This is a genomic window from Nocardia cyriacigeorgica (genome assembly GCF_029868385.1).
In the GTDB taxonomy this organism is placed as follows: Bacteria; Actinomycetota; Actinomycetes; order Mycobacteriales; family Mycobacteriaceae; genus Nocardia; species Nocardia cyriacigeorgica_F.
Window position 1 is genome coordinate 1 of the sequence record NZ_JARWNX010000060.1, and the last position, 17130, is coordinate 17130.

Here is a 17130-nt window from a genome sequence, read left to right on the forward strand (position 1 = left end):
ATTTGACGATGATGTATTCGCCGCGGGCGTTGTCGATCGCGCTCAACGCGCTCGACCCCGTTGCGTTCCCGCAACTGCAATGCACGTTCAACCCCTGGCTCATCGGCGGAGGCGGCTCCCTCTAACCCCCCGAGACCGGCATCCCCACCGAACCGGATAGACACCGACTCCGACCGGTCCGGTGGGTTGCCCGGCCGCCGACGCGCCCGCACGAACCAGGTGACCCGCGCCGGTTCATCCGGAAGCGATCGGCGGATGCCCACCGAGTGACTCAGGCCCTGCTCACTCGGTGGGCATACCCGTGTTCAGCTGGACCAGCACCCGGCAGCGGGACCGTCGAGCCAGAACGCCCTGGCCTACGGTCGGCGACGGTGAACCTGTGATCGCCTGTGGCGACGAAGTTCTCATCGTCCGCAATGGAATGATCCGATCGCCCGAGGGAGATCGGGTCGCGCATCCTACGCGAAGCTGAAGGGACCGCCGCGATATCCGGGCGATCTCGACACCCGCACCACCGGACGCAGCAAGGCAGGATGATGATCCTGCATCGGTAGCCGCTACCGGCGGTGCGCGGGTCGACCGGCTTCGGTCACCCCATCACGGCACATGCTCATCCAGAGACGACGCGGCCCTGCCGACACCCGAATCGGGACCGTGTGTGTAGTGACTCGACCCGGTCCATCGTCCACAAGTACCACCCGAACCATCCGCACTCCCCGTGCACAGCACTGCGATCGGGCCGAGCGGTTCCGCCGAGACACCCGGCGCCATCGCAACGTTCGCGACACCCGCGAGGGCGGCAATGATCAGCGCACCGCGCGTGAAATCGGCCATGGTGCAACTTCCTCGGACTACGGCGGGGGGACAAGCCTCACATGGGGTACAAGCTGTGCTTGCGCGGATTGAACTCCACCGTCCCCGCCTTGTCCCGCAACAGCCGCAGCGCATGCCGCAGTTCCAGCCGGGTGGTGGCGGGCTCGATGACCGCGTCGATATAGCCGCGTTCGGCCGCCACCCACGGTGTGGCCACAGTGGCGTTGTACTGATCGATCATGAACTCGCGCACCGCGGCCCGCTGTTCGGGCGGCACCTTCTCCAACTGGCGGCGGCCGACGATATCGACCGCGCCCTCGGCACCGATCACCGCGATCCGCGCGGTCGGCCAGGCGAAACTGATATCCGCACCGAGCTGCTTACAGGCCATGAATCCGTAGGCGCCGCCGTACACCTTGCGCACGACCAGATTGACGATGGGCACCGTCGCCTCGATGATGGCGCGCGGAACCCGACCGCCACGGATGATGACGCCGTTGCGTTCCTCCTCGATACCGGGCATCACACCGGGCGTATCGACGACGAAGATCAACGGCAGCCCGAACGCATCGCACAACCGGATGAAATAGGTTGCCTTATCGGAGCATTTCGCGTCCAGCGCACCACCGAGCACAAGTGGCTGATTGGCGATGACGCCGACAGCGCGGCCATCGATCCGGGCGAATCCGGTGATCAGGTTGGGTGAATTGGTCGCCCGGATCTCGTGGAAATCACCGTCGTCGAAGATACGCAACAGGATCTCGTGCATATCGTATCCCTCGCGATCGGAGTCCGGGATGATCGACTCCAATTCACGGTCGTGCACGGTGATCTCGGGTTCGAGTCCCGGATTGACGATCGGCGGCTGTTCCAGACAGCTCGACGGCAGATAGCTCAGATACTTACGTGCCCAATCGAATGCGTCCTGCTCGGTCTCGCACACCTGGTGAATCACACCGTTGCGGGCCTGCACCTCGGCGCCACCGAGTTCCTCCGCCGACACCTCTTCACCGGTAACGGCTTTGATCACCTCGGGTCCGGTCACGAACATATGCGCCTTACCGGTCGCGACCAGAACATCGGTATTGATCGGACCGTACACCGCTCCGGCCGCGCATTTGCCCAGCATGATCGACACCTGCGGCACGAAACCGGACAGTCGCTCCTGACACCGGCTCATATGCGCGAACCAGGCGAGGGAGGCGACGGCATCCTGGATCCGGGCGCCGCCGGAATCGTTGATCGTCACCACCGGGCACGCCTTCTCGTAGGCGAACCGCAGAATGTGGGTGAGCTTGCGCCCGAACATCTCACCGACCGAACCGCCGTACACGGTCTGATCGTGGGCGATCACCACCACCGGCCTGCCGTCGATGCGCCCATGGCCGGTGACGACCCCGTCGCCGTACATGGCGTCGGGATCGCGTGGATTGCGCACCAGACCACCGATTTCGGCGAAGGTGCCCGGATCCAGCAGCGCCCGCACCCGATCTCTCGCGCTGGGAATCCCCTTCTGCTCACGTTTGGCGATTCCCGCAGCACCCGCTGGTTCGGCCGCGGTGGCAAGCACCCCGCGTAGTTGCTCCAGCTTGGATTCGGTGCCGATCATCCGGATGCGCCTCTCGCCGTGCGGTCGTCCGGGCGAACATAGCCGGGCGAGCATGCGAGTCCGGGCCGCTGCGACACAGTCTGGACAGAGTCACAGCGGCGACGCTGATCTTCTGGCTACATAGCCAATGTTCCCGGCTCAGGTACCGATATCCCGACGGCGCAGTTGCTGCGCCGCCGCGACGGCCTCCTGCTTGGAGAAGCCGTCGGCCATCCACTCCGAATCCACATACCAGGCCCGCCACGTGCCGTCACCGCGCTGTTCGGTCCGCAAACTCTGGTCCAGGGCAATCACCGGGTCCCCTTGTCTGGTAGTCGGTCACCAAACCTCACTCCGCGATTCTGAGGCGGACCAGACCCTACAACCAGAGCGGGCGCACGGCAGCGATTCGGGCCCGTGACCATCGGGTCGTAATACAACTGGCATCCGAACCGTCAGCCCGCGGCGAACACCGACGGATCGTGCCGTACGCCCGTACGCCTGCGCTTATGCGGCCACGGCCGGTGCGGGCGGGTGTGCGAACGTCGCGGTGCGCGCCCCGGCCAGCGGCACCGGCAACCATCGTGCGAACCGTTCGAGTTCGGTCAGCGCACCGACCGACACACAGGCTTCGACCAGGGCTTCCGCGAGCCGGAGGTCGTCGTCCTCCAGGCCGTAGATCGACAGCAGCACACCATGTGGCGGTACCACGGACAGATCGCTCGCGAAGATGATCGGCTGGACACGTGCCGGGCACCCCGAGTGCAGGACGAGCATGGTCCGCAGCGCCTGGGCCAGATCGCGAGTGTCGGGTACGTGCCCAGCCGCCACCGCGCCGATGATGTCGGCGGGCAGCACATCGGCGCCGAGGTAGCCGCTTTCGACGGCGCGCCACCGGCGCAGCGGCGGGAAGTGCGCGCAATCGTCGCGGCCCGACCAGCGTCTGCGGGCCCGATCCAGCAGGAGGTCGGTGACCGCTCGGCAGCGGCGCTCGTCGTCGATGACCGCCAGCACCTGGAGCAACCGGCAATCGATGCTGTCCGGCGGCGCGGCGGGGAGATCGGTGACCGTCATAGCCCACCGCCGTGACCCGGCCCCGAGCGCGGCCCGGCGCCCTGACCCGCTTCGGCGGGCACCGGCACGTGCGCGCGGCGCCACGCGGTCACGAACAATGCCGAGGCCGCCGTCACCGCGACGACCACCGCCACGGTCAGCAGGATCAGCGGTGTCGTCGCGGCCGCATCGGCCGGGCCGCCGCCACTGCGCACGATCAGCAGTGCCGCGACCAGTGGACCGACCATGCTCAGCGCGGCAGCCGCCAACATCAATCCACCGGTAGTCATGGCGACCGCGCCCAAGGGGTCATCTGTCGCCGGGCGCGTATGCCGCTCACGCCCCGTACGAGAAATCAGCAAACGCGCACCATCAGCCATGATCGCCCCTCCGGCTACCTGCTCGAAGTACGTCTGAACTGGGAATTGAAAGGTACAGCCCCGGCACCCGGAAAGGGGGCCGATGAGATCGAACTGTCATGACCACTGACACCAGCAACTTACCAGCGACCAGGAGTGCCACGGGATCACCGCGACACTTTCCGGCGTTATCGGGTCGTGGTCAGACCGGCGAGAACAGTACGTTCTCCCGGTATTCGGCAGGCGTCATTCCGGTTTCGCCACGGAATACGCGATAGAAATTGCGGTCGCCCGCGAACCCGCAGGCGGCGGCGATCGATGCCACGGTCCGGTCGGGGGCCGATATCAAGAGTTCACAGGCTCGTTCGGTCCGCAGTCGACGCAGCAGCGCCATCGGTCCGCCGTCTTCGTCACCGAGAACCCGAAACAGCGTGCGCCGCGATATACCACAGGCCTGCGCGATTCGGTCGGCATTCAATGCCGGATCGCTCAAACGCTCACGCAGGAACCGGACCACCAACTCGCGATCGAGGGTCTGACCGGCCGAATCGGCAGGAGTGCCGCCCGCCTCGAGCGCTACGGCCGCGCCAACGAGTTCGATTCCGGCATTCAGCAGGGCCGTGGTACGCAGCGCCTGCGGCGGCAAGGTGGCGAGCCGACGGAAATAGTCGATGACCAGCGCGCCGTGCGCGACCGGCTCCAGTACCGTCGCTGCGGGAAAGTCATCCGCGTGCAGACCCGCCGACCGCATCAGCGCCGGTTTCGATATCCGGATCAGCACACCTTTGTATTCGGTTGTCCGTGCCTCCTGCGGCACTTCACCGTCGACGATGAACATGGTTCCAGCGGGTGCCCGCAGATACCGCCCGTCGCACGCGATATCGGAAATACCGGAGAGGGCCAGACCCGCGATCACATACGGCGCACCGGTGCTGGCGATATGACGGCGGTTACGCCGCGCGATCTCGGCCGAATTGGCGACGGCCGCGATCGCCAGGTCCGCCGATTCCACCACCGGCGTGAGTGATCCGGAGAAATTCCCGTCGCCGAGCGGTGCCATCGAGCACGGAACCACCGACTCGCTCATGATCGAGGTCCACTGCTCGAAGGATTCGCGCGCGGATACGCCGGTGGTCGATATCGTCGGCCCGCCCACGATCACCTCGCGCTCGTTCATGCGCACCATGCTGACATCCGGATCCGGCGGATTCCTTGATCTCCGCACCGGTCGCGTGGCTCGACCACACGTACCGAAGGTGTGTGTCCGCTCATCGGGAGAGCCGTCCGCCACCGGGCGGGCGGCGGCTTAGCGTGACGCACGCCGGGCTCGAGCTCGAAAGTCACATGCAAACGGACCGCAGGAGGACCGCGACAATGGACGCCACCGCCGCTGCGAACGATGTAGCCGCACCGAGATTACGTCCGGAAGTGGCCTCGCTGCTGGCCGCACTCGACGCCGGGTTTCCCGATGTGACGGCTCTGCCGCCCGCGGAACTGCGCCAGGTGATCCGCGGTCGACGCGGACCCCTGACCAGGCTCCCGGATATGCGTGAGGTGCACGATCTGACCATCGACGGGCCGGGCGGCGATCTGGCCCTGCGGGTCTACCGGCCGCATCGGGACGACCCCGCGCTGCCGGTGATCGTGTTCGCGCACGGCGGCGGGTTCGTGTTCTGCGATCTGGACAGCCACGACGAGTTCTGCCGGTCGATGGCCGAGGGTGTCGGCGCGGTGGTCGTCGCGGTGGATTATCGCCTCGCACCCGAGCATCAGGGCCCGGCCGCGCACGAGGACATGTACGCCGCACTCCAATGGGCCGCGAAGAACGCCGCCGAGTTCGGTGGCGATCCCGCGACGATCGCGGTGGCCGGTGACAGCGCGGGCGGCAATCTCGCGGCCACGGTGGCGATCGCGACCGCCGAACGTGGCGGACCGGAACTCTCGGCGCAGATCCTGCTGTACCCGGTGATCGATGACGATTTCGAGACCGAGTCCTACCGCCGATACGGCAGTGGGTACTACAACACCACCGAGGCCATGCGCTGGTATTGGCAGCAGTACGCACCGAACGGGACCGACGACCCCCGCCTGGTGCCGACTCGGGCGCAGTCGTTGGCCGGGCTGCCGCCTGCCGTCGTGATCACCGCCGAACTCGATCCGCCGTGTTCGGCGGGCGACTCCTACGCGCAACGACTGCTGTCGGAGGGCGTCGCGGTGCGCCACCGCCGCTATGACGGCCTGTTTCACGGCTTCCTGACCTTCCCGAACCTGCCCCAGACGCAGCAGGCGCGCGCGGAGATCTGGGAAATGATCTGCGGCGCACTCGATGTGCCGCGTGCCTGACCGAACCAGCCAAAGGACTACACCGATGAACACCGCACCAACGGCAGCGCACGACGAGGTGAGCGTCGATCTTCTCGTGATCGGCTCCGGCACCGGCATGGCGGCCGCGCTCACCGCCAAAGAACTCGGGCTTTCCGCCCTGATCGTGGAGAAGACCGAATACGTTGGCGGTTCGACCGCCCGTTCCGGCGGCGCGTTCTGGCTGCCCGCGAATCCGGTGCTGCGCGCGGCGGGCGCGGGCGACTCCCGTGAACGTGCGCACACCTATGTGCGCGCCGTCGTCGGCGATACCGCACCCGCCGAGCGCGGCCTTGCCTTCGTCGACACCAGCGCCGCCACGGTGGAAATGCTGCAACGCATGACGCCGATGAAATTCTTCTGGGCCGAGGGCTATTCGGACTACCATCCCGAACTCCCGGGTGGATCGGCTGTCGGCCGCACCTGTGAATGCCGACCGTTCGATGCGTCGGTCCTCGGCGCCGAACGGCCGCGGCTGCGCCCCGGGCTCATGGAGGCCCCCGTCCCCATGCCGACGACCGGTGCGGACTACAAGTGGATGAACCTCATGGCGAGGGTTCCCACCAAAGGCATTCCGCGCGTGATCAAGCGTGTGGCACAAGGGCTCGGCGGCCTCGCGCTGCGCCGCGAGTACATGGCCGGTGGGCAGGCGCTCGCGGCCGGGATGTTCGCCGGGGTGCTGCGCGCCGACATCCCGGTCTGGACCCGCACGGAGCTGGTGCGGCTGACCACCTCGGGCGATCGTGTCACCGGAGCTGTCGTCCTCAGGGACGGCCGGGAGGTCACGGTGACGGCGCGACGCGGCGTCGTGCTCGCCGCGGGCGGCTTCGACCATGACATGGCCCTGCGGCACAAGTACCAGTCCGAACGGCTCGGTGAACACGAAAGCCTCGGCGCGGAAGGCAATACCGGCGACGCGATCCGGCTGGCGCAGGAGGCGGGCGCGGGTATCGACCTCATGGATCAGGCGTGGTGGTTCCCCGCGGTGGCGGCGCTGCCCGGAGGTACACCGACGGTGATGCTGGCCGAGCGCTCGCTGCCGGGGTCGTTCATCGTCGATCACACCGGGCGCAGGTTCATCAACGAGTCGATCGATTACATGTCGTTCGGGCAGCGGATTCTCGAGCGTGAACGCGACGGTGACCCGGTCGAGTCGATGTGGATCGTCTTCGACCAGAAGTACCGCAACAGCTACATTTTCGCGGCCGGGCTCTTCCCTCGCCAGCCGCTGCCGAAGTCGTGGTACGAGGCCGGCATCGCGCATCGCGCCGACGACCCGGCCGAGCTGGCCGCCAAGATCGGCCTACCGGTGGACGCGTTCACGGAGACGTTCCAGCGGTTCAATGCCGACGCCGCCACGGGCAACGACAGCGACTTCCGGCGTGGGCAGAGCGCATACGACCGCTATTACGGTGATCCGACGATCAAGCCGAATCCGAACCTGCGGCCACTCACCGGCGGGCGGCTCTACGCGGTCGAGATGACGCTGAGCGATCTGGGCACCTGCGGTGGTGTGCGGGCCGATGAGCGGGCGCGTGTGCTGCGCGAGGACGGCAGTGTCATCGACGGCCTCTACGCCATCGGCAATACCGCGGCCAACGCGTTCGGCCACACCTATCCGGGAGCGGGCGCGACGATCGGACAGGGGCTGGTGTACGGCTATATCGCCGCGCACGATGCCGCCGAGCGGTCCTGACCAGTCGAGGGGGCCGTTCGCGGCCGTATACGCCCGCAACCAGCGGGCGCAGGATCAGCCGACAACACTGACGCGGGTTCATCCAGCACGAGGTCTTCGGCAACGGGGCCGAGGTCGAACTGCTGGATCCGACCCGCGGCCCGATGTGCCGTTCGGGTTCGTCGGCCTCCCCCGGTACGAGACCGAGCGGATTCTGCGGCAACGCCTGGAGTGGATGGGCACGCGCGTCGGGCGCGGAACCGGCCGGGACTGCCAGCGTGGCGAGCCATTTCGCAACGAATGCGCATCGATTGCTATCCGCGCGACAGTCAGACTTGTTCCTCACCGCCGATCCGGTCCACCGCATCGGCGAGATCGGACAGTTTCGTCGCTGATTCCGGCAGAATCGCCGAATCCCACCCCGGGCCACCGACGAACACCCGTGCGCCCGCGGCCGCACCGGCGCGTATCGCCGAGATCAAGGCGGTCGACTCCTGCTGCGACCACAGCACCACCGCGGGAGGATGTTCGGCGCGCGCGAGGGTATCCGCGATCGCCGCCGTGGGGACGTTCGCGCCGAGCATCCAGACGCCGATCCCGCGCTCGGCGAGCGCGGCCCGCAAGGCCTCCAGCGGTAGCGCATGGGTTTCACCGCTGGTACAGGCCAGCACCGCGGCCCGCGGACCGGCTGCGGCAGCCTGCGGGGCGTGGTTGTGCAGGGCGACGGTGACCGACCACGACAGCAGATGCTCGACGTCGACGCACCCCTCACCACTCAACTGGCGTGCGACGATCTCCGCGAAGGCCGGGCGACACATCAGATCCCAGGTATCGATGACGCCATGGGCCGCCAGATGCGCGCCGAGCAGCTCCGACATGGCACGGGTGTCCATCGCGAAAGCGGCCGTGAGCAGTGGTTGCCAGTCGCCGCGATCGGGCGTGACCCGCGCTCCCGTGATCGCGGCCGCCGCGCTTGCCGGGCTCGCACCGGCGCGGATCAGCGCCAGCATCCGCTCCGCGAGCGCGATATCGGACTCGCTGTAGAGGCGGTGGCGGCCGGGCTGGCGCGCGGGGCCGATACCGTAACGCTGATTCCAGCTACGCAGTGTGGCCGTGGGGATGCCGAGACGCTCGGCGACCACGCGGACCGGATAACCCGGTGCGTCGGAATGAGAGATGGAACCGGCGAGCATGAGGTCATTCTGCCTCGTCGGCGCACGTATACCCGCGACGCCGTCCGAGATCCGACCGGGAATCCCACGGCGCGAACCCCGGTAGCCCTTCCCGAACGAGTGCCGAGCCATGCGGAGTCGGCACATCGTGACAGCGCACCTTCCACACCTGCATTTTGCATCGTTCATGCATCGTTATATGGTAGCGTTCGATTCTGAGACGGCAGACACGAGGAGTTGTGGATGAGGTCATTCAGCAAGGCCGTACCGATCCTGCTGTCGGCCCTGGCGGCCGTGGCGGTCACCGCCGTGTCGTCGGCACCGGCACCCGCCGACCCGCCACCGGCCGGGCCCGCGCCGGTCTCCGATCTGGCGCTGGACCGCTACCTCGGCACCTGGCGTCAGCTGGCCGCCGTTCCGCAGGTGTTCAACCTCTCCTGCGCGCGCGACACCACCGCCGAGTACCGGCTCGACGAACGTGGAGACATCGCGGTGCACAACTCCTGTATCACCTGGTCCGGCGAGGTGAACGAGATTCGCGGCACCGCGACGGTCAACGATCAGCAGACCCGAGCGCAGTTGCACGTCGGCTTCCCCGACGTACCAGGTCAGGACCAGCGGACCGGCCCCACCAACTACATCGTCACCGCCCTCGGCGCCGACTACTCGTGGGCGTTGGTGACCGACCCGACTCGACTGTCGGGCTTCGTCCTGGCCCGTGAGGCCCGCCTCGACGCCGCGACCTGGGACCAGGTGCGCGCCGCGATCGCCACCGCGGGACAAAGCCCCTGTATCTACCTGACATCGCCCACCACCGGCGGGCTCGATGACATCACACCGCTGTGTACGCGATGAACGCGCCGACATCCCGCCGATCCGCGGCGGCCCGAGGCCCAGCGATCGCGCTGTTCACTCGCGATCTCCGGGTCGATGACAACCCCGTTCTCGACGCCGCACAGCGCACCGGAACCTCGGTGACCCCGCTGTTCGTGCTCGACGACGGCATCATCGCCCGTTTCGGCGCACCGAATCGAATCCGGTTCCTCATCGCCGCGCTGACCGAACTCGACGCCGAACTCCACGATCTCGGCAGTCATCTGGTGGTCCGCCGAGGCGACACGGTCGCCGAGACCGCGCGAATCGCGGAGCAGATCGGCGCACGCGCCGTGCATGTCGCGGCCGACGTGAGTGCATACAGCGCACATCGCGAACAACGCTTGCGCGACCGGCTCGCCGATCTCGGCTGCGATCTGCACACCCATGGCGAATCGGTGACCACAGTCGATCCCGCCGCATTGCGCCCATCGGGCGGCGGCGAGCATTTCGCGGTCTTCACCCCGTATTTCCGGCGTTGGATCGAGTTCCATCGCCGTACCCCGATCCCGGCTCCGGCCGATCTCGCGACACCACCGGTGCCCGCGGGGCACCTCCCCGACGCCGCCGAACTGTGTCGGGAATCCGGCTCACCGCACCTGAGCCTCGGCGGTGCGGCCACCGGGCGGAAGCTTTTGCACCAGTGGGCATCCGGCGCCATCGAGGGCTACGAACAACGTAACGACGCGCTCGACGCCGACGCCACCTCACATCTGTCCCCCTACCTGCATTTCGGCTGTTTGTCCCCCACGCAGGTGCTCGCGGCAGTCGACCCGGCCACCGACGACGGACACGCCTTCGCCCGCCAGCTCGCCTGGCGAGACTTCCACCATCAGGTCCTCGCGGCCCGGCCGGACACGGCATGGTCGGATTACCGGCCCCGCGATATCCGCTGGCGAGACGACCCGCACGCCGTACGCGCCTGGCAGGACGGCCGCACCGGCATCCCGATCGTCGATGCCGGACTGCGCCAGCTGCTCACGGAGGGCTGGATGCCGGGCCGGGCCCGGCTGATCGCGGCGAGTTTCCTCACCAAGACGCTGCGCATCGACTGGCGGATCGGCGCCCGCCATTTCTTGCGCTGGCTCGTCGACGGCGACCTCGCCAACAATCAACTCAACTGGCAGTGGGCCGCCGGCACCGGCACCGACACCCGCCCCAACCGCGTCCTCAACCCGCTGCGCCAGGCCGCCCGATTCGATCCCGAAGGCGCCTATGTGCGGCGCTGGATCCCCGAGCTGGCCGAGTTGCCCGGTGCCACCGTCCACCGCCCCTGGCGGTACGACATCGACCACGCGATCTATCCGGCGCCGATAGCGGAGTGCGTGGGCATGTGAGGAGAAGCGAACACAAGTAGCGACGGACGGACCGCCGCCAGGACGAAAAGTGGTGAACGACATGAGAAACACCAAAGCTGTAGTGGCGGCCATTCTGCTCGCCTTCGCCGTCGCGACCTCCGCGGGCTGTACCGATGACGAATCGGACTCCTCGACGGCCACGCCGACGAACCCCGCACCCATGCAGACCACCGCACCGGAAACCACCATGCCGAGCGACGACCCCGCCGCCGCACTCGTCGGCCCCGGCTGCCAGTCGTATGCCGATCAAGTACCCAGCGGACCAGGATCCATCGAGGCCATGGCCGAAGAACCGGTGGCCGTTGCCGCGTCGAACAATCCGCTCCTGACCACACTGACCGCGGCAGTCTCCGGCCAACTGAACCCACAGGTCAACCTCGTCGACACCCTGAACTCCGGCGAGTTCACCATCTTCGCCCCGGTCGACGAGGCCTTCGCAGCCATCGACCCGGCCACCATCGAAGCACTGAAGACCGACACCCCCACACTGACCACCATCCTGACCTACCACGCCGTACCCGGCCGCCTCTCCCCCGACCAGATCGCCGGAACCCACACGACCGCAGAAGGATCCGACCTCACCGTCACCCGCTCCGGCAACGACATCCAGGTCGGCGACGCCAGCGTGATCTGCGGCGGAGTCCAGACCGCGAACGCCACGGTGTACTTGATCGACGCGGTACTCATGCCACCGACGAACTGAGTCGCCGACCGCTCGATTCCGACCACGAGCTGGACCAGTGCCGACGCACGGGCGGTTCACTACACTCGGGGTAACCACTTCGTGCGCCCGCGGTGCGGTGAAGGGATATGGACGACCACGACAGACCTGTCTCCTCCAGCCGTGATGGTCGGCGGCGGTGATGACGGTGGACACTGTCCTGAACGTGGTGCTGGTTCTGGTGTTCATTCTGGTGGGTGGGGTGTTCGCCGGTGCCGAGATCGCGCTGGTGTCGTTGCGTGAGAGTCAGCTGCATTCGCTGGCCGGGCGTGGTGGGCGTGGGGCTCGAACCGCGGCGTTGGCGCGCGATCCGAACCGATTCCTGTCGGCGGTACAGATCGGGGTCACCGTCGCGGGCTTCTTTTCCGCCGCCTACGGCGCCTCGACGATCGCACCGGATTTCAGTCCCGCCTTGCAGAGGTGGGGGTTGTCCGAGGAACCGGCCAACGCCGTCGCCTTGATCGCGACGACACTGGTCATTTCGTATCTGTCGTTGATCCTCGGCGAACTGGTGCCCAAACGTATCGCGTTGCAGCGGGCGACGGGGGTCTCGTTGGCGACCGCCTCGCCGCTGGACCGGTTCGCGACCGTGATGTCACCGGTGATCTGGTTGCTGTCGGTGTCCACCAACGCACTCGTACGTCTGCTCGGCGGCGATCCGGCGCACAAGAGCGAGGAGATGACCCTCGATGAACTGCGGGAACTCCTGACCGGCCATCGCGGCATTCCCGCCGAGGAACGCCAGGTGCTCGCGGAGGTGTTCCGAGCCGGAGAGCGCAGCCTCGCCGAGGTGATGCGCCCACGGACCGAAGTGGACTTCCTTCACGCCGATATGACCGTGCCTCAGGCGCGCGAGCTTGCGATCACGCTCGCGCACAGCCGGTTTCCGGTGACCGACACCTCACTCGACGATGTGGTCGGCTTCGTTCATCTCCGCGATCTGCTCCGCGCCGACGACCGTGAACACCTCACCATCACCGGCCTGTGCCGACCGCTGCTGCAACTACCGGCCTCGAAACCGGCCCTTGCCACGCTCGCCCGCATGCGCCGCGACAATACACAGCTGGTCCTGGTGGTCGATGAATACGGCGGCACCGCCGGTATCGCCACCGTCGAGGACATCGTGGAAGAGGTCGTCGGCGAGATCGGCGACGAATTCGATCCACTACCGGAGAAACATGCATCCGTCGCCCGGCCGCATCATCGTCGTCTCGACGGATTGCTGATCGTGGAGGATGCCGAACAGATCATGGGCATCACGCTCCCCGACGGCCCTTACGAGACCGTCGCCGGATGCGTTCTGCACCATCTCCAGCGGCTGCCCCGGCTCGGAGACAGCGTGGTCATCGCGGGATATCGGTTCACGGTGAGCGATCTGGACGGCAAGCGCATCGCCGGGCTGCGCGTGAGGCCTCAGCGCGCATCGGCGCCGCCGTAGACGGGTGGCGGCTTCACGGCAAGGCTGCGCGATCTCGGGCGGCGCCACGCAAACGACAAAGATGTCGGCCACCGGATCGGCGACCCGCTGTCCGCCAGGCTCGCCGCCGGTGCCGAGCCTCCCCGATTCCGGGTACCCGGCTACGTTCGCCGATCACCGCGACATCGACCGGACACCTGCTCGACCCGGCGGATCAGCGGTCGAAACCTCAGCTGCCGCCACGCATCAGACTCATCAGGACAGCCTTCGCCGATCGCTCACCTGACGCGGCGGCATCGGCGAGTGAGGGCATATCGAGCTGGTAGTCGCCCGCGAGGTGGATGGGTCCGAGAGGCTCACGCAAGGCTGGCAGCGACTTGCGCCGCCCGGGCGCCCAGAACGGCACCACCCGGCGGTGCCTGCGCAGGATGCCCTCCCCCAGCTTCCCCTCCAGCTCGGGCAGCACGGTGAGCAGGTCATTCGTGAATCGCGACACGATCTCCTCATCGGGCAGGTCCAGTAAGGCGTCGGCCTTGCCGCCCCCGGCGAAACAGGCCAGAGCGCCGCCCGGCTTACGGTCGTCGCCGGTGCGCAGAGCCGCGGCATGGTTGAACACCGCCTGGAACGACAGCTGCGGCGTGGAGATGCCGAAGTAGTCGTCCCAGCGCTGCGGCCCGACTTCGTCGGTGAAGAACCCGACGACCACGTAGCGGCCGTAGGTGATGTCGTCGAACGCGTTGCGGTACCGCTGCGGGAGGTCCGGGATGATCCGTTCGGTGATATCGGCGGGTGCGGTCACGATCGCACGCTCGGCCCGCAACCGCGCCGGCCGGTCACCGTCGAGATAGTCGACAACCACCCCGTCACCGTCACGGCGCACCGACCGCACCACCGAGTTCAGCCGGATCCGAGCGCCGAGGTCTTCGGCGAGCACATCGGTCAAGGTCTGGTTGCCACCGGCCGGAAGCGAGAAGTTCGGGATCTTGTCCGGATCGGCCAGCGCCATGCCGACCGAGGTGACGAACTGGGTGGCGGCCGTCTCGTCCACATCACACCCCATCCACTGCGCCGACCATGACCGGACGACGGTGTGGGCCAGCTCCGAGCGGACACCTTTCAGCAGATACGACGCGAGCCTGGTATCGAGTCCGGCGCGAACCCGCTGGGCATAACGGCTGTTCGATTCGAGAAACGGGGTGACCGCGAGGATGCGCGCACCGACGACGGCGAGGCCGATACGATCCAGCATGGTCATCCGGGTGCCGAACATGAGCGCGAACGGGTTCGAGGTGTCGACCGTCCCGCCGTTGAGATGCAGCGCGATGCTCTTGCCCGCGAGCGAACCCCTCTCGATGCCGTGCCGGTCGAGGGCGTCGATCAATGTGCCGGTGCCCTCGGTGAATTGAGTGCCGAGGTTGATCCAGTAGTCGCCCTGTCGGACGGTGTCGACCCGTCCGCCCGTGCGATCGCTGGACTCGAGGACCACCACATCGCTGTTCGGCGCGAGCGTGGTCGCCGCCGTCAACCCCGCCATTCCGGCGCCGACGACGACCACCTCGGCGATTTCATCCTGTACTGCCATGTCGGCTCCTGACTCTGGAACGATCGGCGGAAGTCCGCCGCTTACGCCGTGACGGAGGCGTCTCCGGTGATCACTGGGGTGTGGACGCGCTTGTTGTAGGCATCGAATGCCCGGTAGGCGCGGTAGTACGCGAACATCTGGAGGCCCCATGTCGACAGCGCGAAGATGTAGAAGATCGTGTGCTCGGCGTCGTCACCCGGAATGGTGACGAAGTCGTAGGTCGCGGCGATGACGAATCCGCACGCTGTCGCGATACCCGCCCACACCGCGTGGCCGCGCTCACCGATATCCCACAGTCGCTTGCTGAAGTAGATCAGGAAGATCGTGGTGAGCACATTGGCCACGATGTAGAAGATCTTGCCCGGGGTGCCGATCTGCTCGGCATAGGTGCTGAGGGCGAAACCGACCACACCGGCGAGGGCGAACGCACCGATATCGACCGCGACCGACGGCTTGTACCGGTGGGTGACCCGCATCAGGCCGAGGACCAGGATCAGCGTGATGCCGATGGACCGGGAGAACGCGTCCAAGAAGTACGCGAAGGTATACATCGGGCTGTCGTGACCGGCCTTCAGCAGGCCGTAGATCAGGAAATTCGTTCCCGATGTCGCGACGATGATCCACTCGATACCGAGCAGATAGTTCTGGTAATTCCGGATGAACTTGACGCCGTAGGTGAAACCGACAGCGATCATCCAGATATCCGCGATCGCGAAAAGCAGTTCTTTGAGGGACATGAGCCTCTCCTGGAAAAAGGTGAGCCCACCGCGGGCGTCAATGGGTGATTTCGGCGGCGCTGCCGAGCGATCGAGAACCAGTGGGCGTCTCGATACGCGCCGATCAGCGCAGACATCGTTATTTCCCGAGCGCTGCCATTCGGTCGGCCGCACGATCGGCGAGCCAGCCGGAATACAGTGCCGGGCCGCTGACGAAACTGGGCCAGAACCGCTTGCGGCCGTGCCAGATCGCCGCCAGATCCTCGTGCAACGGTGCGCCGACGACACGGTCGGCCAGCAGATGGCCCACGTACTGCGCCTGAGCGAAGCCATGCCCGTTGCAGGCCAGCGAATAGAGCACATTGTCGGAAGCTTCCCCCGCGACGGGAAGCCACGTGGAACTCATCCCGATCCACCCGCCCCACGCTTTCGCGGGCTCGATATCGCGCAGGCCGGGGAAACGCTCACGGAATCCGCGAACGAGGTCGTCGGCTACATTGCGCGCCGGGGTGCGCTCCGGTAGCGGGTTGCGGCCGGTCTGTAGACGGCGCGTGCCGAATACGACGGTGCCACGTGGCGTCACGCGGTAGCTCTCCAGGATCATGTGCAGCGTGACCAGCGGGGCGCGGCTGGTCCAGCCGATGGCGTCGAGTCGTTCGGGGGCGACGGGTTCGGTCTCGACCAGGGAGGTCCACACCGGGCTGGCCACATGCTTCGGCGCGATGGACAAGCCGTTGCTGTAGGCGTTGGTGGTCAGCAAGGCCTTGCGAGCGCGAACCTTGCCGTCCGGGGTGTCGACGGTGACGCCGTCGCCGGTGTCGGTGATGTCGCGGGCGGGGGTGTGCTCGTGGACCCGCACGCCGGAGGCGATCGTCGCGGCTCGCAGACCGAGGGCGAACTCACCAGGGTTGAGCGTGCCGCCGACACCCTCGCGGATTCCGCCGAGGAAACCGTGCGGCAGACCCGCCGCGGGGCCCTCGACGAATTCGGCCGCCGATCCCGCCGCGGCCATGACCTTCGCATTGCGGCGCGCATGCCGCAACTGCCCCTTGGACACCGCGGCGATCACGATGCCCTCCTGTCGATAACCGCAGTCGATCCCATGGCGCTCGATGGTGTCCTCGGCGAAATGCACCGCGTTCTCGGCGTATCGGTACAGTTCGCGCAGCCGTTCGCGCTTCAGCAGCAAACCCAATATCTCCGGGTCGGCGGCCACCGAGTTCGTGATGTAGCCGGCATTGCGCGAGGTGGCGCCCCAGCCGAGGGTCTTCGCCTCGAGCAGCACCACATCGACGCCTTTCTCGGCGAGGCGAAGGGCGGCCGACATGCCACCGCCGCCACCACCGATCACGACCACGTCGCAACCGCTGTCACCGGTCGGCGGCGGTTCGACGATGGCGGGTTGTTCGGCCCAACCGGTATCGCGAATCAGTTCCATGACG

15 protein-coding genes and 1 pseudogene are annotated in these 17130 nt (G+C 67.0%); 7 read left to right on the forward strand and 9 right to left on the reverse strand.

The features are described 5' to 3' along the window. Positions 1–125 (forward strand): annotated as a pseudogene (locus QH168_RS20765) (lipase); the annotation flags it as partial. Between the two features lie 746 nt (positions 126–871). Here QH168_RS20765 and QH168_RS20770 read toward each other — a convergent pair. From QH168_RS20770 to QH168_RS20790, 5 genes are all read right to left on the reverse strand, one after another. Beyond that, the gene (locus tag QH168_RS20770) at positions 872–2422 is read right to left on the reverse strand and encodes an acyl-CoA carboxylase subunit beta (protein ID WP_280236424.1); all 1551 of its coding nucleotides are present in this window, start codon (positions 2420–2422) and stop codon (positions 872–874) included. A gap of 138 nt (positions 2423–2560) precedes the next feature. Then, positions 2561–2716 carry a hypothetical protein gene (locus tag QH168_RS20775; RefSeq protein ID WP_280236425.1) on the reverse strand — a complete coding sequence of 52 codons (156 nt, stop codon included), beginning with the start codon at positions 2714–2716 and terminating at the stop codon, positions 2561–2563. Positions 2717–2908: 192 nt separating this feature from the next. Next, entirely contained in the window at positions 2909–3475 is a 567-nt protein-coding gene (locus tag QH168_RS20780; RefSeq protein WP_280236426.1) for a hypothetical protein, read from the reverse strand. Next, positions 3472–3744, reverse strand: coding sequence for a hypothetical protein (locus tag QH168_RS20785; protein WP_280236427.1), 273 nt, complete (start codon positions 3742–3744; stop codon positions 3472–3474). Before QH168_RS20785 ends, QH168_RS20780 begins: the two co-directional genes overlap by 4 nt. A gap of 271 nt (positions 3745–4015) precedes the next feature. Beyond that, positions 4016–4990, reverse strand: a complete 975-nt coding sequence (locus QH168_RS20790) for an AraC family transcriptional regulator (RefSeq protein ID WP_280236428.1) — start codon at positions 4988–4990, stop codon at positions 4016–4018. Positions 4991–5187: 197 nt separating this feature from the next. On the opposite strand from QH168_RS20790, the gene QH168_RS20795 reads away from it, so the two are divergent. Further along, positions 5188–6156, forward strand: coding sequence for an alpha/beta hydrolase (locus QH168_RS20795; RefSeq protein WP_280236429.1), 969 nt, complete (start codon positions 5188–5190; stop codon positions 6154–6156). Positions 6157–6181: 25 nt separating this feature from the next. Next, positions 6182–7870, forward strand: coding sequence for a 3-ketosteroid-delta-1-dehydrogenase (locus QH168_RS20800; RefSeq protein ID WP_280236430.1), 1689 nt, complete (start codon positions 6182–6184; stop codon positions 7868–7870). A gap of 308 nt (positions 7871–8178) precedes the next feature. Here the strand turns inward: QH168_RS20800 and QH168_RS20805 are convergent, their stop codons facing one another. Then, positions 8179–9042: a MerR family transcriptional regulator gene (locus QH168_RS20805; protein WP_280236431.1), complete on the reverse strand. Its 864-nt coding sequence runs from the start codon at positions 9040–9042 to the stop codon at positions 8179–8181. 222 nt (positions 9043–9264) lie between these two features. On the opposite strand from QH168_RS20805, the gene QH168_RS20810 reads away from it, so the two are divergent. The 4 genes from QH168_RS20810 (at position 9265) to QH168_RS20825 (ending at position 13411) form a co-directional block, all read left to right on the forward strand. After that, positions 9265–9876, forward strand: coding sequence for a lipocalin family protein (locus tag QH168_RS20810; RefSeq protein WP_280236432.1), 612 nt, complete (start codon positions 9265–9267; stop codon positions 9874–9876). Next, entirely contained in the window at positions 9873–11231 is a 1359-nt protein-coding gene (locus QH168_RS20815) for a cryptochrome/photolyase family protein (protein ID WP_280236433.1), read from the forward strand. The genes QH168_RS20810 and QH168_RS20815 overlap by 4 nt, the downstream gene beginning before the upstream one ends. A 61-nt stretch (positions 11232–11292) precedes the next feature. Then, positions 11293–11955, forward strand: a complete 663-nt coding sequence (locus QH168_RS20820; protein ID WP_280236434.1) for a fasciclin domain-containing protein — start codon at positions 11293–11295, stop codon at positions 11953–11955. Between the two features lie 160 nt (positions 11956–12115). Beyond that, complete coding sequence (locus QH168_RS20825) at positions 12116–13411, forward strand: hemolysin family protein (RefSeq protein WP_280236435.1); 1296 nt, start codon at positions 12116–12118, stop codon at positions 13409–13411. A gap of 208 nt (positions 13412–13619) precedes the next feature. Here QH168_RS20825 and QH168_RS20830 read toward each other — a convergent pair whose 3' ends face one another. The 3 genes from QH168_RS20830 to QH168_RS20840 form a co-directional block, all read right to left on the reverse strand. Beyond that, positions 13620–14972, reverse strand: coding sequence for a flavin monoamine oxidase family protein (locus tag QH168_RS20830; protein WP_280236436.1), 1353 nt, complete (start codon positions 14970–14972; stop codon positions 13620–13622). A 41-nt stretch (positions 14973–15013) separates the two neighbouring features. Next, on the reverse strand, positions 15014–15709 hold the full coding sequence (locus tag QH168_RS20835) for a transporter (RefSeq protein WP_280236437.1): 696 nt from the start codon (positions 15707–15709) through the stop codon (positions 15014–15016). 118 nt (positions 15710–15827) lie between these two features. Further along, a complete protein-coding gene (locus QH168_RS20840) occupies positions 15828–17126 on the reverse strand; it encodes an NAD(P)/FAD-dependent oxidoreductase (RefSeq protein ID WP_280236438.1) in 1299 nt (432 codons plus the stop codon). Between the last annotated feature and the right edge of the window lie 4 nt (positions 17127–17130).